20 protein-coding genes are annotated in these 21,034 nt (G+C 65.6%); 3 read left to right on the forward strand and 17 right to left on the reverse strand.

Annotated elements, in window-relative coordinates; translation table 11 throughout:
• Positions 1 to 222: 222 nt before the first annotated feature.
• Genes minE through minC form a run of 3 tightly spaced genes read right to left on the reverse strand, consistent with a single transcriptional unit; the run spans position 223 to position 2,065 of the window.
• Entirely contained in the window at positions 223 to 486 is a 264-nt protein-coding gene (minE, locus tag GGQ64_RS16735) for a cell division topological specificity factor MinE (RefSeq protein WP_183806425.1), read from the reverse strand.
• Positions 483 to 1,298, reverse strand: a complete 816-nt coding sequence (gene minD / locus GGQ64_RS16740) for a septum site-determining protein MinD (RefSeq protein ID WP_183806427.1) — start codon at positions 1,296 to 1,298, stop codon at positions 483 to 485. The genes minE and minD overlap by 4 nt, the downstream gene beginning before the upstream one ends.
• 32 nt (positions 1,299 to 1,330) lie before the next feature.
• A complete protein-coding gene (gene minC / locus GGQ64_RS16745; protein ID WP_183806835.1) occupies positions 1,331 to 2,065 on the reverse strand; it encodes a septum site-determining protein MinC in 735 nt (244 codons plus the stop codon).
• 266 nt (positions 2,066 to 2,331) lie between these two features.
• Here minC and GGQ64_RS16750 point away from each other — a divergent pair, with 266 nt between their 5' ends.
• Complete coding sequence (locus GGQ64_RS16750; RefSeq protein ID WP_183806429.1) at positions 2,332 to 3,354, forward strand: LLM class flavin-dependent oxidoreductase; 1,023 nt, start codon at positions 2,332 to 2,334, stop codon at positions 3,352 to 3,354.
• Positions 3,355 to 3,382: 28 nt separating this feature from the next.
• Here GGQ64_RS16750 and GGQ64_RS16755 read toward each other — a convergent pair whose 3' ends face one another.
• From GGQ64_RS16755 to GGQ64_RS16790, 8 genes are all read right to left on the reverse strand, one after another.
• Positions 3,383 to 4,489: a mannitol dehydrogenase family protein gene (locus tag GGQ64_RS16755; RefSeq protein WP_183806431.1), complete on the reverse strand. Its 1,107-nt coding sequence runs from the start codon at positions 4,487 to 4,489 to the stop codon at positions 3,383 to 3,385.
• Between the two features lie 22 nt (positions 4,490 to 4,511).
• Positions 4,512 to 5,507: a Gfo/Idh/MocA family protein gene (locus GGQ64_RS16760; RefSeq protein ID WP_183806433.1), complete on the reverse strand. Its 996-nt coding sequence runs from the start codon at positions 5,505 to 5,507 to the stop codon at positions 4,512 to 4,514.
• Entirely contained in the window at positions 5,504 to 6,385 is an 882-nt protein-coding gene (locus GGQ64_RS16765) for a sugar phosphate isomerase/epimerase family protein (RefSeq protein ID WP_183806435.1), read from the reverse strand. Before GGQ64_RS16765 ends, GGQ64_RS16760 begins: the two co-directional genes overlap by 4 nt.
• A 77-nt stretch (positions 6,386 to 6,462) precedes the next feature.
• Positions 6,463 to 7,296: a carbohydrate ABC transporter permease gene (locus tag GGQ64_RS16770; protein WP_183806437.1), complete on the reverse strand. Its 834-nt coding sequence runs from the start codon at positions 7,294 to 7,296 to the stop codon at positions 6,463 to 6,465.
• Positions 7,293 to 8,219: a carbohydrate ABC transporter permease gene (locus tag GGQ64_RS16775; RefSeq protein WP_246422733.1), complete on the reverse strand. Its 927-nt coding sequence runs from the start codon at positions 8,217 to 8,219 to the stop codon at positions 7,293 to 7,295. Before GGQ64_RS16775 ends, GGQ64_RS16770 begins: the two co-directional genes overlap by 4 nt.
• A 91-nt stretch (positions 8,220 to 8,310) precedes the next feature.
• Entirely contained in the window at positions 8,311 to 9,510 is a 1,200-nt protein-coding gene (locus GGQ64_RS16780) for an ABC transporter substrate-binding protein (RefSeq protein ID WP_183806439.1), read from the reverse strand.
• A gap of 27 nt (positions 9,511 to 9,537) precedes the next feature.
• Entirely contained in the window at positions 9,538 to 10,527 is a 990-nt protein-coding gene (locus tag GGQ64_RS16785) for an alpha/beta hydrolase fold domain-containing protein (protein WP_183806441.1), read from the reverse strand.
• Entirely contained in the window at positions 10,524 to 11,180 is a 657-nt protein-coding gene (locus tag GGQ64_RS16790) for a GntR family transcriptional regulator (protein WP_246422735.1), read from the reverse strand. Before GGQ64_RS16790 ends, GGQ64_RS16785 begins: the two co-directional genes overlap by 4 nt.
• A gap of 133 nt (positions 11,181 to 11,313) precedes the next feature.
• On the opposite strand from GGQ64_RS16790, the gene GGQ64_RS16795 reads away from it, so the two are divergent.
• Together GGQ64_RS16795 and GGQ64_RS16800 are read left to right on the forward strand one after the other, a co-directional pair.
• Entirely contained in the window at positions 11,314 to 12,393 is a 1,080-nt protein-coding gene (locus GGQ64_RS16795; RefSeq protein WP_183806445.1) for a sn-glycerol-3-phosphate ABC transporter ATP-binding protein UgpC, read from the forward strand.
• Between the two features lie 251 nt (positions 12,394 to 12,644).
• Positions 12,645 to 13,850, forward strand: coding sequence for an HPP family protein (locus tag GGQ64_RS16800; RefSeq protein WP_183806447.1), 1,206 nt, complete (start codon positions 12,645 to 12,647; stop codon positions 13,848 to 13,850).
• Positions 13,851 to 13,940: 90 nt separating this feature from the next.
• On the opposite strand, the gene derI is transcribed toward GGQ64_RS16800, so the two are convergent.
• The 6 genes from derI to GGQ64_RS16830 form a co-directional block, all read right to left on the reverse strand.
• On the reverse strand, positions 13,941 to 14,396 hold the full coding sequence (gene derI / locus GGQ64_RS16805) for a D-erythrulose-4-phosphate isomerase (protein ID WP_183806449.1): 456 nt from the start codon (positions 14,394 to 14,396) through the stop codon (positions 13,941 to 13,943).
• Positions 14,393 to 15,178: a triose-phosphate isomerase gene (locus tag GGQ64_RS16810; RefSeq protein WP_183806451.1), complete on the reverse strand. Its 786-nt coding sequence runs from the start codon at positions 15,176 to 15,178 to the stop codon at positions 14,393 to 14,395. The genes derI and GGQ64_RS16810 overlap by 4 nt, the downstream gene beginning before the upstream one ends.
• Before the next feature lie 49 nt (positions 15,179 to 15,227).
• Positions 15,228 to 16,169, reverse strand: coding sequence for a sugar-binding transcriptional regulator (locus GGQ64_RS16815; RefSeq protein WP_183806453.1), 942 nt, complete (start codon positions 16,167 to 16,169; stop codon positions 15,228 to 15,230).
• 185 nt (positions 16,170 to 16,354) lie between these two features.
• Positions 16,355 to 17,287, reverse strand: a complete 933-nt coding sequence (locus GGQ64_RS16820) for a sugar phosphate isomerase/epimerase family protein (protein WP_183806455.1) — start codon at positions 17,285 to 17,287, stop codon at positions 16,355 to 16,357.
• 25 nt (positions 17,288 to 17,312) lie between these two features.
• The gene (locus tag GGQ64_RS16825) at positions 17,313 to 18,824 is read right to left on the reverse strand and encodes a glycerol-3-phosphate dehydrogenase (protein WP_183806457.1); all 1,512 of its coding nucleotides are present in this window, start codon (positions 18,822 to 18,824) and stop codon (positions 17,313 to 17,315) included.
• Between the two features lie 75 nt (positions 18,825 to 18,899).
• A complete protein-coding gene (locus tag GGQ64_RS16830) occupies positions 18,900 to 20,450 on the reverse strand; it encodes an FGGY-family carbohydrate kinase (RefSeq protein ID WP_183806459.1) in 1,551 nt (516 codons plus the stop codon).
• Between the last annotated feature and the right edge of the window lie 584 nt (positions 20,451 to 21,034).

Consider the following 21,034-nt stretch of genomic DNA (forward strand, 5'->3'; position numbering starts at 1 on the left):
AACCCCGACCAGCCGCATGCTCGGGCGCTGATCGGCAGAGCCAGTGTCGCGTTTCTAACTGGCTGGCGACGTCGCACTGCTAACCGGCTTTGACACGATATGTAGCCGGGTGGCTTCAAGCTTGAAGAGCGATTTGTGAACGTCGGTTCTTCACGGTCTCCGGTCGTCCGAACGGTCGCTCCCGATCCGCGAGGCCTCCCTCGCGGATCGCTGCACCGGCCTTCAGGCGGCGCGCACGTTCACGGTGACCGGGATCTCGACGTCGACCTCGAGCGTGGTGACGTGCTCGCCGCGGTCCATCTTCACGCTCACGCGTTCGTCGTCGATCTCGACATGCTTTGCGATGACGGCGAGGATTTCCTCCCTGAGGATCGCCACCAGGTCCGGCTGTCCGACAGACGTCCGTTCGTGAGCCAGAAGCACCTGCAGGCGTTCCCGCGCCACCGGGGCGGAGGTCTGCTTGCGGAAAAGGCTGAAAATGCTCATGCTGCCCTCCGTCCGAAAATCTTGCCCAAAAAGCCGCGCTTCTCGCCCGGAATGGTCATGGGGACGGTCTCGCCGGCAAGTCGGCGGGCCGCGTCGAGATAGGCGAGCGCGGGTGCGCTGCGGCTGTCGGCCAGCGTGACCGGCGCACCGATGTTGGAGGCCTTCAGCACGTCCATGCTTTCGGGAACGATGCCGAGCAAGGGGATCGACAGGATCTCCAGGACGTCATCGACCTTCAGCATGTCGCCGCGCTCGGCCCGCAGGGCATCGTAGCGGGTGAGCAGCAGGTGCTTCTCCATCCGCTCGCCGCGCTCGGCCTTCTCCGTCTTGGCGTCGAGCAGGCCGATGATGCGGTCGGAATCGCGGACCGACGAGACTTCCGGATTGGTCACGACCACGGCGACGTCGGCGTGGCGCATGGCCAGCGTCGCGCCTCGCTCGATCCCGGCCGGGCTGTCGCAGATGATCCAGTCAAACTGCTGCTTCAGCTCGTTAATGACCCGTTCGACGCCTTCCGGCGTCAGGCTGTCCTTGTCGCGGGTCTGCGAGGCGGGCAGCAGGAAGAGCGTGTCGAGACGCTTGTCGCGGATCACCGCCTGGGTGAGTTTCGCATCGCCCTGGATCACGTTGACGAGGTCGTAGACGACCCTGCGTTCGGCGCCCATGACGAGATCCAGGTTGCGCAGGCCGACGTCGAAATCCACGACGACGGTCTTCTCGTTGCGCTGGGCCAGCGCTGCCCCGAGCGCGGCGCTCGACGTGGTCTTGCCGACGCCGCCCTTGCCCGATGTTACCACGACTACTTTCGCCATCTTCCCGCTCCTGTTGCTGGCCGACAGCCGGCTCAGTTTAGTCTCTCCGCCATGATCGAATCGCCTTCCAGCCAAAGCTGCACCGCCTGGCCGCGAAGAGCAGGTGCCAAGTCCTCGGCGGTCTTGTAGACGCCGTCGATCGCCAGCAGCTCCGCCTCGAGGCGGCGGCAGAAGATCCGCGCCCCGGTATTGCCGACGGACCCCGCCAGTGCCCTGCCCCGCAGCGTGCCGTAGATATGCACCGACCCGCCGGCGATGACTTCCGCTCCGGAGGCGACGGATCCGATCACGGTGACATCGCCTTCCGGAAAGATCACCGACTGGCCGGAACGCACAGGCTCCCTGACGATCATCGATGCCGGCGCCCTTGCGATCTGCACGTCCTGGCGAACGTCGGCCGGCTTTGCGGTCTCGACTGTCGCCGGTTCGGCCGCCGGGACCTCGATGTCCGGGGCAGGCCGCCCGCCTCGCATCGCCGGGGGCATGCCGGGCTCGAACAGCGACGGCCGCCCGCCCTCGATGCCCATGACGCGCACGTTGCGCCCGGCGAGTTCGTCCAGCAGTGCCTTCAACTGGTGCCGGTCGATGTCGAGATCGGCAACGTCCAGAATGATCGGCCGCTCCAGGAAGAAGCCCGCCGAACGACCGGCGAGGTCATCGAGGCGTGCCAGCCATTCGGCGAGCGGCAGTTCCGGCGAAAGCATGAGCGCCAGGAAGGACCGGCCCTTGATACGGATCGAGCGAGCGTCTGTTAACACGTTGGAAATCTTCGTTAATTTTTCGTTCTCGATACCTACGCGATTCACGGTTAACAAATGGTTAACGCGCGCCTGTTCACCGGAGAACGCATTAGGAAAATTTGGCGGTTGAGGACCGTCCGGCCAGCGGTGGTTGCGCCTTCCCACCGCGTGCGACGGCGTCGCAACCGAAGGTATCGCCTGGCTGAACAGAGCGTTCTGTTTTCCAAGGCTGTCGCCATGCCCCGTCTTGTGCCATCAAGGGCGCAGACGAGGCAGCACCGGACGACAAGATCATGAAGAAAATCGGTTTCCTTTCCTTCGGCCACTGGGCCCCCTCTCCCCAGTCACAGACCCGCTCGGCGGGCGATGCACTGCTGCAGTCCATCGATCTCGCGGTCGCCGCAGAGGAACTCGGCGCCGACGGCGCCTATTTCCGCGTCCACCATTTCGCCCGGCAGCTCGCCTCCCCCTTCCCGCTTCTTGCCGCCGTGGGCGCCAGGACGAAGACGATCGAGATCGGCACTGCGGTCATCGACATGCGCTACGAGAACCCGCTCTACATGGCGGAGGACGCGGGTGCGGCGGACCTGATTGCCGGCGGGCGGCTGCAGCTCGGCATCAGCCGCGGCTCGCCCGAGCAGGTGATCGATGGCTGGAAATACTTCGGCTATCAGCCGCAGGACGGCGCGACCGACGCCGACATGGGCCGCAATCATGCCGAGGTGCTGCTCGAAGCGCTGAAGGGCAACGGCTTCGCAAAGCCAAACCCGCGCCCGATGTTCCCCAACCCGCCGGGCCTTCTACGCCTGGAGCCCTATTCGGAAGGCCTGCGCGAGCGGATCTGGTGGGGTGCGGGCTCGAACGCCACGGCCGTCTGGGCGGCCAAGCTCGGCATGAACCTGCAAAGCTCGACCTTGAAGGACGACGAGACGGGCGAGCCGTTCCACGTCCAGCAGGCTGCCCAGATCCGCGCCTATCGCGAGGCGTGGAAGGAGGCCGGCCATGCCCGCACGCCGCGCGTCTCGGTCAGCCGCAGCATCTTCGCCCTCGTCGACGATCGCGACCGTGCCTATTTCGGGCAGAGCGGCAAGGAGCAGGATTCGATCGGCCACATCGACGAGAACACGCGAGCGATCTTCGGCCGCTCCTACGCCGCCGAGCCCGACCGGCTGGTGGAGCAGCTTGCCGCCGACGAAGCCGTGGCCGAAGCCGATACGCTGCTTCTGACCGTCCCCAACCAGCTGGGCGTCGACTACAATGCCCATGTCATCGAGGCGATCCTGAAGCATGTCGCGCCGGCGCTCGGCTGGCGGTAACGTAAAGCGGGCCGCGGCGGGCGACGGTTCAGGCAGCCCCGCCGCGGCCGACGATCGCCGCAAGCTTCGGGAAGTCGCCCTCGTAGCCGGCCGCGCGGGCAAGCTCGATGAAGGCGACGATCCGGCGCTGGACCTTCTGGGCGTGGCTCTGGGCGATGTCCGAGAGCTTGTGGTCGAGGAAGGGATTGGCAAACCGCTCCAGCGTGGTCGCAAGATAGGCCGCCGCCTCGTCGCCGCGACCAAGGGCGCCGAACGCCGGCAGCACCTCGCTGCGATAGATGTCACCAAGCTCGGCCTCGACCTCGGGCACGGCGATGAATTCGCGAACGATCGCCTGCGCAGGCGCGCCGCGCCGGGTCCACATGTCCACCAGCGCGGTATGGCCGAGATTGAGGATGTGCAGCTTCAGCGTCTCGATCTCCCGCAGATCGTCCACGAGCCGGATCGCGGGGTGCGCGCTCGGCACGACCAGTCCCGGCGTCCGCTCGATCGCCCACAGCGCATAGGGTTCGGCCACCGCACCCGCCGGCTCGATCGGCGCAGACACTATGCGATCTACGAGGCTCGACGCCCAGGTCGTTTCCTCCCCGATATAGCGCACCAGGCCGGCGGGCGCGTTGTTGGCCGCGGCGATCGCCAGGACCAGCCCCCGCAGCACCTTGCCGTTGTCGGCAATCAGTTCCATCGGCAGGATGGTCAGGGGACGCCCGCCCCCGGCGTGGCGGGCAGCGAGGAGATGGTAAAGCTTGGCGGGAAAGCTCATCGCCGGCGAGAAGGCGGCAAGCTTGTCCTCCGGCTTGCTCTCGTATCCGGAGTCGCCGGTGTTGGAGAGGACGTAGTCCGCCTCCTCCACGAACACGCGCTGGACGTCCTCATACTGGTCGGTCATGGACAGGCAGCGCCTGACCGAGGTGACCCGGCGCTCTTCGTCGACCACGCGGCCGTCCTGACGCCCGCGGATCCGCACCGGATAACCCTCCGACGCAGCCAGGGCGGTAAGCCGCCCTGCCCTTGCCGGATCACCCGAAGTCTGCACGACCGTGATCGCGACAGCGGGCGTTCCCTCGGACAGAAACAGGTCCGCATGGGCCTGCAGGAACCGGCTGGTGCCGAACTGGATGACGGGGGTCTTCATGCCCTGCCTTTTCTTGTTGCGCTCAGAGTGCCAGTTCGCGGCGAAGCGTTTCCAGCCGTTCCATCGCCACGACGCCGTCATGGATGGTGGGGGCCGCGGTCTCCGCGCCGCCGAGCGCGGGAACGACGTCGGCCAGCAGCGAGAAATAGCCTTTCGGGTCCTCGTTGGCAGCCGCCGTGAAGTTCGGCTTCCACGTCAGGCTGTCGACCGTGTCCGAAAGCGTCGCCAGCGGATCGTCCACCTTGAACGGCGGATTGCGGTTCCAGCGGACCTCGATGACGTTGTCGACCTCGATGCGCTGGTGATCGCCCATGATCTCGACGCGCTCCACCGGCGCGCCGCGCGACTGGATCGTGCCCATGGCGATGGTGCCGATCGCGCCGCATTCGAAGTCGAAGTTGATATGGAACAGCACCTTGCCCGGATCCTTCTCCACCTTCCGCGCCGTCAGCTTCGTCACCGGGGAGACGAGGAAGGAGACGAGGTCCATGTAGTGGACGCAATGGTGCAGGAAGAAGCCGGTATAGTCCACGTTGCCTGCGAAATAGCCGGGCGCGGTCATGTAGTAGCCGGTCAGGCCCAGCACGTCGCCGAAGCGGCCCGACCGCAGGATATTGGCTGCGATCTTGTTGCCGGCCGAATAGCGCTTCATGAAGCCCAAGAGCAGCGGCTTGCCGGACCTTTCCGAGGCCGCAAGCAGCTCGCGGGCACCGGCAGCACTCCCCGACGGCGGCTTTTCCATGAACACCGGCAGCCCGCGCTCCAGCGCCATCTTGCCGAAGGCGAGATGCTGGTCGGGACCGACCGCCATGCCGACCGCGTCGATGCCGCGGGTGCCGATCAGTTCCTCCGCATCGCTCGTCAGCTTCGAGACGCCGAACTGCCGGCCGGCGGACGCAAGGCGCTTGCCGTCGATGTCGCAGAGCGCCACCAGCTCGACGTCGTGGCGAACGAGCTGGGGCAAGAGCATCTGGGTAGCGTGGATGCCGCACCCGATCCAACCAATCTTCAGTGTCATCGGCGATATTCCGTCAAAAGGATGTGGGACTTGATGAATTCGGCAGAGGCCGAAAGCCGCGCGCTTTCGTCCTCGTGCGGCGGGCGCCACTGCGCGAAGGGAACGCCGAAACGGTCATCGTTGCGGCGGAAGGGCTCGAGCGAGACCGGACCCTCGTAGCCGATCTCGTGCAGCGCCCGGAACACCGCGACCCAGTCGGTCGCACCCGTGCCGGGGAAACCGCGATGGTTTTCGTTCGCCTGGAAATGGACGATGCGCTTGCCGCCGAGGCGGATCGCCTCGGCGATCGAGGCCTCCTCCATGTGCATGTGGAAGGTGTCGAGCATCAGCTGGACGGCGGGATGATCGACGGCATCCAGAAGCTCGATCGCCTGCTGCGTCGTGCAGAGCACGTCGCTCTCGAAGCGGTTCAGCGGCTCGACGGCAAGGATCACGCCGAGCTTGCCCGCATGGTCGCCCGCTTCCTTCAGGCCGGCGACGCAGCGCGCCTTGCGGGCAAGGCGTTCTTCTTCGGAAACCGGCTGCGGCGGCCGGCCGGCGAACACCAGCGGGTTGCCGGTGAGCGGACCGCCGACGATGGTGCAGCCAAGTGCGGCCGCGCAGTCCGCCGTATATTTCAGGTAGTCGATGCCGGCGCGGTGGGCAGTCGCATCGTCGGACGAGAGGTTGCGCTGCAGGTTGACGCGGGCGGCGAGCACGACGGAGAGACCGGCATCGTCGAGCGCCTTTTTCGTATCCTCAAGGTCCAGCTCGCCCGGCTCGGGCACCAGCAGTTCCACGAAGTCGTAGCCGAGCTCGCGCATCTGCGAAAACAGCGGGAAGTGCTCGGCCGTAAAAGGCCGCGCATATTGCATGGAGATCAACCCGACGGGGTTCATGGTCAGTCCTCTTTCTAGAGCAGTGCCAGCAAAAGTGCGGTGCGGTTTTGCGTCCGGAACTGCGATCAACGGAAATGTCAGCCCTTCACCGCACCCTGCGTGAGCCCGCCGATCAGGCGGCGCTGGACGAGAAGGAAAAGGATGGTTGCGGGCATGGCGCCGACGACGGCGCCGGCAGCGAGAAGCCCCCACTCGATCTGGTATTCGCCGATCAGCGTCTGGATCGCGACGGTGACCGGGCGGACGTTGCGGCCGCCGAGCGTAAGCGCGTAGAGATATTCGTTCCAGGCGGTGATGAAGATGTAGATCCCGGTGGAGATGATGCCGGGCATCGTCAGCGGCAGCACCACCCGCCACAGCGCCTTCAGCCGCGAGCAACCGTCGATCATGGCCGCCTCGTCGAGGCTCTTCGGGATGGCGCCGACATAGCTCGTCAGCATCCACACGGCGAAGGGGATCGCCACCGTGGCGTTGGCAAGGATCAGGCCGAAATGCGTATCCAGGATACCGACATTCTTCATCAGCACGAACAGCGGCAGGATCAAAAGCACGACCGGGAACATGTTGATCAGCAGGAATTGCAGCATCAAGAGCTTGCGGCCGGCAAACCGGAAGCGCGAGAAGGCGTAGGCCGCGGTCACTGCGACCACCAGCCCGAGGACGACCGTGCCGGCGGCGATGATCAGGCTGTCCATCATGTTGCCGAGGAAGGACGTCTGGCGCAGCAGGCGGACGTAGTTGTCGAGGCTCCAGCCGGCGGGCGAGAGCGATACGCCGGTCGCGTTCAGGGCCGCCGTCGGCGTCAGCGAGGTCAGGACCATCCAGGCAAACGGCGCCATGGCGAAGATCACGATGGCAAGAACGGGCAGATCCGTCGTCAGGATGCGGCGTGCGGTGCTTGGCTTGTTCATCGCTCAACCTCGCGCATGGTGCGGGCCAGATAGACGGCGACGATCGCGCCAAGAAGGATGGTGAACGTCACGGCAATCGCGGTGCCGTAGCCGAAGTCGAGGTTCTGCCGCGCCCGGACGAACGCATAGAGCGGCAGCGTGTGGGTCGAGTATCCGGGGCCGCCGCCGGTCATGACGAAGATCACGTCCATGGAATTGGCGACCCAGATGACGCGCAGCAGCCCGGCCGTCGCGAGCACCGGCGCAATGCCGGGAAGCGTGATGTGCAGGAACTGCCGCCACGCGCTGGCGCCGTCGATCGAGGCGGCCTCATACTGGCTCCTCGGAATGCCCTGCAGGCCGGCGAGGATCATCACCGCGAAGAAGGGAAAGCCCTGCCATGTCAGCGTGGCGATGACGGCATAGAGGGCGAGGCTCGGATCGGCGAGCCAGGGAACGGCGCTCTGCACGATCGAGAGATAGATCAGGATGTCGTTGAGCACGCCCGTGTTCGGGTCGTAGATCCAGCGCCACATCAGCGCGATCACGACGCTCGGCAGCGCCCAGGGAATGATGATCAGCGCGCGTGCAAGGCCGCGCCAGGGAAATTCACGGTTCAGAAGCAGCGCGGTGATCAGGCCGAGCCCCATTTGCAGCGGCACCGTCAGGCCGATCCAGATCGCGGTGTTCCACAGCGACGTCCAGAAGACGGGATCGGCGAACAGCTTCACATAGTTGCCGAAGCCGACGAAGCGACTGGCGTTCGGCTTCCACAGGATGAGGTCGTAGAAACTGGTCACGACCGCCTGCACCATCGGCATGAACACAATGAACACCGTCACCAGCACCGCCGGCGCCAGTAGCATGTAGGGCATCAGCCGCGTGCTCCAGGGCGCGCGCGCGACCATGTCGGGAGATACGGGGGGCGAGGTGATCACGGTCATCGGATTTCAGTTCCTTGCCTTACGAGGCTGGCATCGATCCCCCACCCGCCCTGACGCTGCGGGTGGGGGATGCGCTGGAGGCTGCGCCTTTTTACTGCGCAAAGAGCCCTTCCAGTTGCTCCATCATCTGCTGGGAGGTGATCTGCCCCGTCAGCGCCTGCTGCATGGCGACCTGCCATGCGGTGTTGACGAATTCCGACGTCGCCGGGGTCTGCGGCAGCACATGGGCAAACGGCAGCGACTGCACGGTGGCATCCACGAAGCGGCGCTCATGCAGGTTCCAGTTTTCCGAGCCGCTCTTGGTCACGGTCATCTGGCCCGTCGCCTTGTTGAAGGCGACGTTGTTCTCGCCTTCGGCCAGGAACGAGATCCACTTCCAGGCCGCATCCTTCACCTCGGAGGCGGAGAAGATCGCCAGCGACTCGTCGCCGTACGAAGTCCAGCGGTTGCCGCCGCACTCGGGGACCGGCACGGCCGAAACCTTGTCGCCCAGCGCCTTGACCATGTCGTTCGACGAGCCGATGTGGTGGATGGTCATCGCCGTGGTGCCGGCCTTGAACGCGCCGGTGATTTCCTGGAAGCCATCGTTCGGGGCCGACGGCGGGATGACCTTGTCCTTCTGGAAGAGGTCGATCAGCCACTGGTTGGCCGCGACCGCCTTATCGTTGGTCAGGCCGCCGGGCTTCAGTTCGCCGCCTTGCGACAGCACGAATGCGCCCCACTGGTCCCATCCGCCCTTGCCGCCGCGCAGGCCGAAGCCGTAGGTCTCGGGCGCCTTGGTCAGCTTGATCGCAGCGTCGCGGAATTCCTCGCAGGTGGTCGGCGGCTTCAGGCCGGCCTGCTCGAACAGGTCGGTGCGGTAGTAGAGATAGAGCACCACATACTGGATCGGCAGGTAGAACTGCTGGCCGTCCGGCCCCTTGTTGAGCTCCAGCAGGTTGTCGAGCAGGTCGGCCTTGCCGGGCCAGGCGTCGATCTTGTCGCCGAGCGGTTCCAGCGCACCCATCTCCGCCAGCCGCGGCTGGGCGAACAGCTTGACCATGGCCGCGTCCGGCGCATTGCCGCCGACAAGCGAGGTGTAGAGCGTGTCGTAGTAGCTGTTCCACGGCACGTTTTCCGCCTCGACCGTGATGCCCGGATTGGCCGCCTCGAACTTGGCGACGAGGTCCGCCATCGGATTTTCCGGGTTGTCGAAATGATACCAGAAGCGAACCGTTTCGGCGGACGCCGTGGACGCCAACAACGTTGCCGCGAGTGCAACGCCCATACTGAGTTTCTTGAAGTTCATCATCGTCTCCTCCGTTGAATTTCCGGCCGGCTAGACCGTTGCGGCAGCCATCTTCCGTGCTGTGATCCCGGCAGCGGCAAGTGCCTCCCGCGCCGCTGCGAGATCGATCGTGTTCTGCAGGAATCCATGCACCACGCCCGGCACGACCGTGACGGTCTCCTTCCGTCCGAGCGCCTGCAGGCGCTGGTGCAGATTCAGCGTGTCGGACAAGAGAGGGTCGACCCCTCCCGCCATCAGATGCAGCGGCGGCAGGGCCGCAAGCGCTTCGTCGCTCGCAGCGAGCGGACAGGCAAGCGGATCGCCGGAAATGTCGGCTCCGGCCGCCGCATACCAGGCCCAGTAGCGCTGCATCTTGGCGCGCGTCAGGCCCGGGCCGTTCTCGAACGCCGAGTAGGACGGCGACGCAAAGTCCATCGCGTAGTTGCCGTAGAAAAGCAGAGCGCCGGCAACCGGGGTTCGCCGGGCCTCGCGCTGTTCGTGGAGCAGGGCTGCAAGGGCGAGATTCGCCCCGGCGGAATCGCCAGCGACGATCAGCGGGCCCGGAACGACGCCGGCATCCTTCGTCGCCGTGAAGGCCGCGCGCAGGCAGGCCACCACGTCCCGCAAACCGGACGGGTAGGGATTTTCCGGCGCAAGCCTGTAGTCGGGCAGAAGTACCGGCAGGCCCGCCTCGGCGGCGAGCAAGCGGGCACAGCGCTCGTGCGTCTCGGGGCTGCAGAAGGCGAAACCGCCGCCATGGACGTATAGGATCGCACCGGCAGCGCGCTCCTCAGGGACGAGCACGCGCATCCGGCAGCCGGGCGCCCCCAAGGCAGCGTCGGCCTCGACACGACAGTCCGTTGCAGAGGCCATTGCGGGCAGATCGCTGTTCCAGCGACGGTTGCCCTCCTCCGACAGGGCGCGTCCCTCCGTCGGCGGCAGCAGCGTCGGATCCTGTTGGGGACCGGCAGCGGCCAGCCGCTCCATCAGGGCCGCCATTTCCGGCGAGAGCGTCGCGTCGAATGCGCCCTGGCCGATCATTGGACGAGATCCGGGAAGACGCTGGGGCCGAGATCGACGATGGTAGCGATATGGTGGCGCAGCGCCTCCTCGGCGCGCACCGGGTCCCGGCTCTCTATCGCCTCGATGATCACGGCATGGCGCTGGGCCGTCGCAACCAGGTCGCGCGGCAGCGTGCTACGGGAAATCTTGAAACGGTGATTGTGGACGAGGCAGCGATGCAGGATCGGATCGAGTGCCGGCAGACGCGCATCCTGGAAAATCCGGCGATGGAAATCGCGGTCCGCGGAGGCAACTTCAAGCTCGTCGTCGCGCCGTGCTGCGTCCAGCATCTCCGCGAACAACTCCTTGAGGTCGGCGATCAACGTGCGGCTTGGCGCCTGGACCACGCGCAGGACGCCGTTGCATTCGATCTGCCGGCGCACGCGGAACATCTCCACGGCCTCGTCTTCGGTGCATTCGGAGACCTGCGTGCCCTTGTGCCCCTGGCGCAGGACGAGCCCCTCCTCCTGCAACTGCAGCAGCGCCTCGCGAACGGTGCCCTGGCTGCAGCCGAAATGGGCAGCAAGCTCCAGCTCGGTGAGCGCGGCACCGGCCGGCAGCACGCCGAGCATGATGTCGCGCTTCAGCGCATTGAAGGCCGCCGCCGATTTGGCGGGCTTCGCAACGTTCATCCGGGCACTCGGCCTTATCGAAAAATAGGACATCGCAGCTTCCATGGAGTTGCCAACCGACGTTTGTATCATTATTGATATTGATATCGATAATGTTGGTCAAGGGCCAACATGTCTGCCGGAGGAGAAAACCGTGACCGCAATCGCCTTGAGAAAGATCCGCAAGACATATGGTTCGCTCGCCGTCATCCACGATATCGACATCGACATCGAGAGCGGCGAGTTCCTGGTTCTTGTCGGCCCTTCCGGCTGCGGAAAATCGACGCTGCTGCGCATGGTCGCCGGACTGGAGGAGATCTCCGGCGGCATTCTCGACATCGGGGGCAAGGTCGTGAACGCGCTGCCGCCCTCCGAGCGCGACATCGCCATGGTCTTCCAGGACTACGCGCTCTACCCGCACATGAGCGTGCGCGAGAACATGGCCTTCGGTCTGAAGATGCGCGGCACCAGCGAGAAGGTTATCGACGAGCGGGTCTCGAAAGCAGCGGACATCCTCAAGATCACCCCTCTTCTCGACCGCAGGCCGGCCCAGCTTTCCGGCGGGCAGCGCCAGCGCGTGGCGATGGGACGCGCCATCGTCCGCGAACCCTCCGCCTTCCTCTTCGACGAACCGCTTTCCAACCTCGATGCCGCCCTGCGCGTCGAGATGCGCCTCGAAATCGCCAAGCTCCACAATCGCATGAAGGCGACGACCGTCTACGTCACCCATGACCAAGTCGAGGCGATGACGCTTGCGGACCGGATCGTCGTCCTCAACGCGGGAAGGATCGAGCAGATCGGCAAGCCGCTGGAGCTCTATCATAGGCCGGCGAGCCTCTTCGTTGCGCGCTTCATCGGCAGCCCGACGATGAACACGCTGCCTGCGCAGGTCACAGGCACCGACGGCGGCGAGGCCAGGCTGACCGTGGCCGGCAGGCAGATTGCCTTGCCGTCGCCCATTCAATCGGCGGTGGCATCATCCGACGTGACCCTCGGCATCCGGCCCGAGGACCTCGTTCGCTGTCCGCCGGAGGAAGCCTGGTTCACCGGCGATCTCGCCGTCGTCGAACGGCTGGGCAGCCAGACCTACGGCTATGTCGAGATCGGCGAAAGCCGGATGTTGACCGTGGAGTTTCCGCGGGAAGCCGAGATCAGGGTCGGAGAACGGATCCATGTCCGCGGCAACGCGGCCGGCACCCACCTCTTCGATGCCACAGGGTTGCGCATCAACTGAGGACCGGACCGATGGCCGCCCGGCGCTATCGCCAAGCGTCGCTCGCCCCTCCGCCGTCGCGCGTCCGCCCTGCTCGAGGCGGCCGACCCTTATGTCGCCGGTCGCCTAAGAAACAGGCACAACCGGCCCGACGCGTTGCATATTTTTCGAACTTACTGCCCAAATTGGATCAATTTTGCATGCCCACGGGAAAGGCAAATGCTATCTGATCGATCAAATCCCTGCCGCATGTGCATTTCCTGCGAGTATTCATGTCCAAGGCCAGTGCTTTTCTGAAGCGCCTGATCCCCAATATTGCCCCGACCAGCCGGCACGAACGATTTCGATCGTCTGCGGGGGCGTTCGTGGGCGTTCTCCTGACGGGTCTCGTCAGCACGATGGCCGTGGGATCCGGCGACGTGAGCCTGCCCTTGCTGATCGCTCCCATGGGGGCGTCTGCGGTCCTGCTTTTCGCCGCACCCACGAGCCCGCTCGCACAGCCCTGGTCGATTATGGGCGGAAACATGATCGCCGCCTTCATCGGCGTGAGCTGCGCACTGGCGATCGGTGACCCGGTCGTCGCCGCCGCGGTCGCGGTGGCGCTCGCCATTGCGACCATGATGATGATGGGCTGCCTGCACCCGCCGAGCGGTGCCGTCGCATTGACGGCCGTTCTCGGCGGCCCGGCAGTTCACGAGGCCGGATACTGGTTCGTCCTGACACCCGTGGGCGTCAATTCCGCCCTGATCCTGCTCGTGGCCTTTGCCTTCAACAACGCGACCGGGCGGCGCTATCCGCATCTTGCACCCGTAGCCGCCACCAATCCGCACCACACCGCCGATCCGCTTCCCACGCAGCGCCTGGGCGTCGTGCCGGAGGACCTCCAGGCCGTGCTCGCGCAGTATGACGAGGTGGTCAACATCAGTTCCGACGTGCTGGACGAGCTTCTGCACCAGGCGCAGATAAGGGCCTACCATCGCCGCTCGGGCGAGATCTCCTGCAGCGAGGTCATGTCCCGCGACGTGGCGACGGTCTCGCCGCAGACCTCGCTGCGGGAGGCCTGGCGTCTTCTGCTCGAGCACCGGATCAAGGCGCTGCCGGTCGTGACGGAAGCGGATGGACTGGTCGGCATCGTCACCCAGACCGATTTCATGCACAATTCCGCGCTTGGACGAAACGGGCAGCTGCGGTTCGGATTCGGCGACAAGGTCCGCCTGGTCCTCGGAGGCCGTTCGAAGACGCCGCGCATCGTCGCCGACATCATGACGCGGCGGGTGCAGTCTGCGCTTCCCGAGACGATGATCGCCAAGCTGGTGCCGCCCATGGCCGACATGGGTCTCCATCACATGCCGATCGTAAACGAGCGCAACCGCGTTGTCGGCATCGTCACCCAGTCCGACCTGATCGCCGCCCTGTTCCAGCGCCACACCGAGCAGGCGTCTGCGGAAGAAGAAAGCCCCCGGGCCAACGTCGCCTGAGCTGTCGCAGCAAGGGTGCTGCCGGATGTCCGATATTCCTTGAGGAAACGGCGATGCCGGCGCGCAAGCGCGGCACCGCCGATGGCCCGGTCAGCGGACGTTGTACTTCGCGTCGACCGCGTTGATGGCCTCGACGTTGCCGGCCGAGCGCCCCTTCTCGTCGAAGGTCTGGGCGAGGTAGGCATCCGCGATGGCCTTGGCCAGTTCCGGGCCGATCACCCTCGACCCCATGGTGATGATCTGGGCATTGTTGGAGAGTGCCGCCCGTTCCGCCGAATAGGTGTCATGGGTCAGGGCCGCACGAATGCCCGGAACCTTGTTGGCGGAAATGCAGACCCCGATTCCAGTGCCGCAGACGAGGATGGCCCTGTCATAGGTGCCGTCGATCACGCCCGAGGCAACGCGGTCGGAAAGGTTGGCATAGAAGGCGTCGGGACCGGCATCCGTGCGCGAGACTTCGTGCACATCGAAGCGCTCCTTCAGATGATCGGCAAGGACCTTGGCGAGGCCTTCGCCCGCACTGTCTCCGGCTACTGCAAGTTTCATGGTTTTTCTCCTTGGAGTTTGGCGGCGCACTTGCCGAGAATGTCGAGATAGCCTTCGACATTCCAGGCGGAGCGCCCGATGAATAGCCCGTCGATATGTGGGCAGGCGATCAGTTCTTCGCAATTGCCCGGGTTGACCGAACCGCCGTAGAGGCACGGGATCCTGCGGCCCAACACCTGCTCGGCAACGGCGATGATTTCGGCATGGCGCGTGTCGGCATAGTCGGACGTCGCCGGAATGCCCTTTTCGCCGATGGCCCAGACGGGCTCGTAGGCGAGCAGGATTTCGGCCGCCTTCTGCGCCGGCGACAGCTTCGAAAGCGCGCCCCGCACCTGCCGCGCGAGAACCTCGGCGGCCCGGCCGCTCTCGCGCTCCTCCAGCGTCTCGCCGATACAGATCAGCGGAATGAGCCCGTGGCGGACGGCGGCCTCGGTCTTGAGCCCCACCGTCTCGTCGGTCTCGCCGAAATGTTCGCGGCGCTCGGAATGGCCGAGTTCGACGATATCGAGATTGCAGTCCTTGAGCATCACCGGCGAGACCTCGCCGGTCCATGCCCCCTGGTCCGCCCAATGCATGTTCTGCGCACCGACCTTGACCGAGGTGTCGGCCAGCATCGCCTTGACTTCACGCACCGCGGTGAACGGGGGAATGACGAAACGCTGGATCCGCGGATCACGTGCCCCGTCGGCGGCGCGCAGGCCCTCTGCGAAGAGCCGCGCTTCGGCAAGCGTCTTGTTCATTTTCCAGCTGGTGCCGATCCAGAATTGCGGTGCAGTCGTCATGTTTCAAGTCCCATGTTGAGGCGGCGTCCGGCGCCGTCCGAAGTGCGGTTCATTCCGTTTCAAGAAGCGCGCGGGCAGTGCGCTCGTCCGTGATCAGGCCATGCAGGCGGCGGCTGTTGAGCACTGCCCGGATCGCCTTGACCTTGACCAGCCCGCCGGCGAGCGCCACCAGCCGGTCCGTCTTCGATTGCGGGAAGGAGGCGGCGAGCGTGCGGGCGGTCAGCGTCGTGTCGAGGATACGCCCGCGCCCGTCGAAGAAGTAGCCGAGGATTTCGCCCACGCCGCCGGCAGCCGCGATCTCCTCGATCTCCCTGGCCTCGATCATGCCCGACTGCACGAGTTGGGCCTCGGCATCGACCGTTCCCATGCCGACGAACTTCAGGTCGGTGTTGTTGGCCATCTCGAATACCTCGCGCACGCCGCGTTGCGCCAGCAGCACCTCGCGGTCGTCGGCGGTGTTGGCGAAGAACGGCACCGGCATGACATAGGCCTGCGTCCCGGTCTTCTCGGCGATGCGATGCATCACGTCATAGGGATTGGCCGTGTAGTTTCGCGTCAGGCCGCCCAGCAGCGACACGAAATGCAGGCCCTTGGCATGAAGGCGTTGCATGTGATGCACCGCGGCCGACAGCGTGCGCCCGTGGCCGAGCCCGATCACCCTGTTTTCGCCCAGCTCGATCTCGCGCTTGAGGAATCCCGCGCCGGCCTGGCCGAGCGCCCTGAGCGGAATGCCCTCCTCGCCGAGATCGGGCGCCACTTCGCAATAGGCCAGCCCGAACCGTTCGGCGAGCTTCATCTCCAGGTCGACGCACTCGACGATGTCGCCGTCGATCGTCACCTTCACGACGCCGTCTGCCACGGCGCGCGCGATCATGCGATGCGTCTTGACCGACGGCAGCCCTAGCCGGCGTGCGACCTCGGCCTGGGTCATCCCGGCCACGTAGTGGAGCCAGGCCGCGCGCACGGCGAGTGATTCGTCTGCATCCGTCATTGGTCGCTACCGGCTTCCTTCTCCATGGCGTTCAGATCCATGCTCCTTCGTGCCCTCCGGGCTTCGCCCGGCACCCCGCCTCCCGCTTCGTCGAAGCGGTTGATAGGACTGTTCGGCCCCGGACGTCGACTGAAAACGACGCTGCACCCGAAAATCGAGCAGCCGCTTTGGGCTCTGCGCGTCGTCTAGACCTTCAGGTCGGCTGCACCGGCATCGATGTGGGGCGCCCAGAACGCCACGCTCTCGGCGATCTGCTCCAAGACCTGCCGGTCGTTCGGCTCGCGCTCCTTGAACGACAGTTCCAGGCAGATCTCGTTGTCGGCGGCCCCGCCCTCGGCAAAGGCCGCGAGCAGCGGTTCCGGCTGGATGCGGCCCCTGGCATTGAATTCCGCCGTGAAGGGACGATGCCCGCCCTTGTCCATCAGGCTCTGCTTGATGTGGATGATCGGCGACACCTTCGGCACGGCGCGCGCCCAGGCATAGGGATCGAAGTCGTCCGGGTTGTCCGAGGTGACGTCGCCGTGGTCGATGTCGGCCATCATCCACATCGGGATCGCCATGTCCGCCGCTGTCAGTCTTTCCTGGAGGCCGAGGCAGGCGGAAATGGTCTCGCCGAACTCCCGCCCGATGCTCATCGGCTCCCAGAAGACATAGGAGAGCCCGGCAGCCTTGCCGTGCTCGGCCACTTCCGCCCAGCAGTCGATCGCGATCCTGGTCAGGTCCTCGCGGCGGGCGGGATCGTCGTAGTCCTTGTAGGTGAAGATCGCGAACTGCGTGCCGACCGAAGTCCCGCCGAGATCGGCGGTGATATCGGCGAAGGTCTTGAACCAGTCGACATAGTAGCGCCGCACGTCGCGGTCCGGGTGGCCGAAATGGTTCAGCCGGCCATAGGGCCCCGTCATGCCGGAGGTCACCCGCACGCCGGTGCGCTGCAGGGCCGCATCCATCTGTCGCGTCAGGCGGCGGATCACCGGCGCCGACCAACTCGGATTGATGAACTCATGGGTCAGTTGCAGGTCGCGGATCTTCAGGTCGCGCGCAACCGTGTCGATCAGGTCGTCGGGATCGGCAAACCTGTTCACCAGCGGGTTGGTATTGAGTGAAAGCGTCAAGGCCATGTCGTTCTCCTGTCGGTCCCGGGCGTCACGCGGCCTGCGCGATCTCGGTTTCGAACCAGGCCCTGAAATCAGCCTTCTGCTGCTCGCTCATGTGCAGGCCCTGCTTGGTGCGGCGGACCAGGATATCGTCTGCACGACGCGCCCATTCGTTCTCGACCAGGTAGCGCACCTCGGCCTCGTGGAGGGAGGCGCCGAAATGGCGGCCGAGGCCTGCGACCGACGTCGCACCGCCGACGACCTTTCCGGTGCGCGAACCGTAAAGCCGGCCGTAATGGTTGACGAGATCGCGCGGCATCCACGGATAGCGCTGGCGCAGCGTCTCGGCGAAGGCGATGTAGTCGGCGTTCGGGATCTCGCCGCCGGGAAGCGCGGCACCCGCCGTCCAGTCTCCGCCCATCTTCGGGAAGAACTTCGCCAGCCGCTGCAGGGCGTGCTCGGAAAGCTTGCGGAAGGTCGTGATCTTGCCGCCGAAGACGTTGAGCAGCGGCGCGCCGCCGGTCTCGTCGAGGTCGAAGACATAGTCGCGGGTGACGGCGGACGGGTTGCCCTTGCCGTCGTCGAAGAGCGGGCGAACGCCCGAAAAGCTTTCGATGACGTCGGAGCGGCGCAGCTTCTCCTTGAAGTAGCGGTTGACGGCGGCGAGCAGGTACTCGATCTCGCTCTCGCCCGCCTTCACCTCTTCCGGCTGGCCGTCATAGGGGATGTCGGTCGTGCCGATCAGCGCCTTGTCGCCCTCGTAGGGGTTGATGAAGATCACCCGCTTGTCGTGGTTCTGGACGAGATAGGCCTGCTGGCCGCTCCAGAACTTCGGCACGATGATGTGGCTGCCCTTGACGAGGCGGACGTTGCGCCGGCTGTTGGAGCCGGCCACGCGCCCGACGATGTCGTTGACCCAGGGGCCGGCCGCATTGATCACCGCCTTCGCCCGGACGGTTCGGACCTCGCCGGTCGTCTGGTCGCGCATCTGCACGATCCAGGTGCCCTGGTCGCGCTTGGCGCTGAAACAGGCCGTCCGCGTCAGGACGGTGGCGCCCTTCTCGGCGGCATCGAGGGCATTGAGCACCACCAGGCGCGCATCGTCCACCCAGCAATCCGAATATTCGAAGCCCCTGGTGTACTGGTCGAGGATCGGCGCGCCTTCCGGATCGCGCCTCAGGTCGAGCGTGCGCGTGCCGGGCAGGCGCTTGCGGCCGCCCAGGTGATCGTAGAGGAACAGGCCGAGGCGAACCAGCCAGGCCGGGCGGTCGTTGGGACTGTGCGGCAGCACGAAACGCATCGGCCAGATGATGTGGCTGGCGGAATTCAGCAGCACCTCGCGCTCGATGAGGGCTTCGCGGACGAGACGGAACTCGTAGTATTCGAGATAGCGCAAGCCCCCATGGACCAGCTTGCCGGAGCGCGAAGACGTGCCCTCCGCCAGATCGTCCTTCTCGCAGAGGATGACCGACAGACCGCGACCGGCCGCGTCGCGGGCGATCCCGGCACCGTTGATGCCGCCGCCGATGACGACCAGGTCGTAGATGGTGTTCTCTGTCATTTCCTGCTCCTTCGGATGCGCGTCCGGCACCCCGTGTCGTTCCGTTCCGCCGCCCGCGACGGTTCGCAGATGCTGCTAGCGTCCGGCGAGCGTATCCCATACGGGCACAAGCCCCAGCCGTGCCTGCCGGTAGGCGCCGTAGAGGCGGTCCATGCGGTCTGCCTGCTCCGCGTCGGGCGGCTCGGGTCGGCCGAGAAGCGGCGTCACCCATTCGGCGATGCAGTCGTCCATCGAGGGGTAGGCCCCAATCGCGACGGCCGCCATCATCGCAACGCCAGCAGCCCCCGCCTCCTCGCGTTCGGAGACGCGCAGCGGCGCGTCGACCGCGGCTGAAAGTACGCCGCGCAAGGCCGACGAGCGCGCGGCGCCCCCGGTCAGGCGCAGTTCGCCCGGCGCATCGCCCATCGCCGCGTAGCAATCGCGCGTCGCAAGGCCGAGGCCCTCGACCACGGCGCGCACCAGGTCCGGGAACCGGTGCCGCGTTGACAGGCCGATGAATCCGGCCCGGGCATCGGCATTGACGAAGGGGCCGCGCTCCCCGGCTTCGGAGATATAGGGGTGATAGAGCACCGAACCCGGCGCGCTGGCCGCAAACCAGCCGTCGATGCGGGGAATGAGATCGGACAGGGTCGTCTCCCGGCCGCCCTCCGACATCAGGTCGGCAGCAAGCTGCAGCACCCAGTCGATATTGATGGTTGCGCTCATGTTGGTCTGGACCTGCGTGACGATCCCCGGCAGCGGCAGTGCGATGACATAGCCGGTGCCTTCCGCATTGAGCTGGACGTCGGCGACCGCCTTGGCGCGCGTGTGGACCCCGGTCGAGCCGATCGTCGAACAGGCGGCGTTTTCGCCGCCGGAGCGGACGCCCGCGCCAAGCGCCGTCATCACCATGTCGACATAGCCGAGGCACACCGGCGTTCCGGCGAGCAGGCCCGATGCCGCAGCCGCGGCCGGCGTCAGGGGATGCGTGGTCTGCGTCCCCTCGACGATCTCCGGCAGGAGCGCGCGCCGGTGGGAAAGGCCGAGCGCCTCGATGACGGTGTCGTCATAGTGGCGGGTGCGGAAATTGCCGAAGGTGAAGCTCGCCTCGGAGGGATCGGTGGCGCGCACGCCGGTCAGGTTCAGATAGAGCCAGTCCTTGCAGTGCAGCGCGACCTCGGCTCGGCCAAGAAGATCGGGCGCATGCCGATCCATATGCGCCATCTGCGTTCCCTGCTGGCAGGTATTGAGGCCGGTTCCGGTGGCCTCGAAGCGCGCCCGGTTCATGGCGCCGGCGGCAAGCTGCCGAACCGTCGGCGCCGCGCGGGCATCCAGCCACAGCCAGGCATCGCCTACCGGCTCGTTGCCGGCGCCGACGAGCCAGGTACCGTCGCCCTGACCGGTCACCGCGATCGCCGCCGTTCGCCGGGCAAGGCCGGGAAGCTTTTCCGCAAGACCGCGAAGCGCCGTCAGGCAATCCTGCCAGGTCTGGGCCAGCGACTGCGTGGCCGCCCCGTCCTCTGCCATGACGTAGTTGTTGCGCGCGGACGCCCACGCCAGCTGCCGGCCGCCGATCTCGAACGCAACGGCCTTGACGACCGATGTTCCCGCATCGATGCCGATGATCACCCGGCTGTCGTCAGCCATGGGCAGCCCTCCCGCCGTGCGGGACGGACGAGGGCATGAAGGCGCCCGCCAGATACATGTCAAATCCTCCCTGCCCGCTCATGCCCGCCAAACGGCAGGCACCAAGGCACGATCAGCTTCGATACGCCCTTCCCGCGCACCCTCCCCGGCAAGAGCGAGGGAGCCATACGAACAGACATTCGTCGTTGGGACTGTTTTATATCACAAACATATCATCATCAACGTAATATTTTGCTGGTATCGTAATTTTTTTCATATAAGATAGCCCACATCAAATGAGAGCCCCAGGCGACACAGCCCGGTTGGATTTCGGTTCGCCCGCCGGCAAGGCGGCGCCAATGGGAAGGGAGCGACGGACACTCAGGCGGAATATCTTCTCTGCTTTTCAATGCTTTATACATGCATCTGACACAGCGAGCCATTACTGGATCACCGGTTGCGGGGCGGCATTGCAGCAAAAATCTTCGGTTGCGCAGCCATTCCATTGGGCGCTGCGGCAATACGGGGCACATGCGGAGGCAGACGCACGAGTGTTTGACCGGGGTAAAAAGCGCCCGGTAATTATAACATCATTGGCGACTTTG

The organism is Mycoplana azooxidifex (assembly GCF_014196765.1).
In the GTDB taxonomy this organism is placed as follows: domain Bacteria; phylum Pseudomonadota; class Alphaproteobacteria; order Rhizobiales; family Rhizobiaceae; genus Mycoplana; species Mycoplana azooxidifex.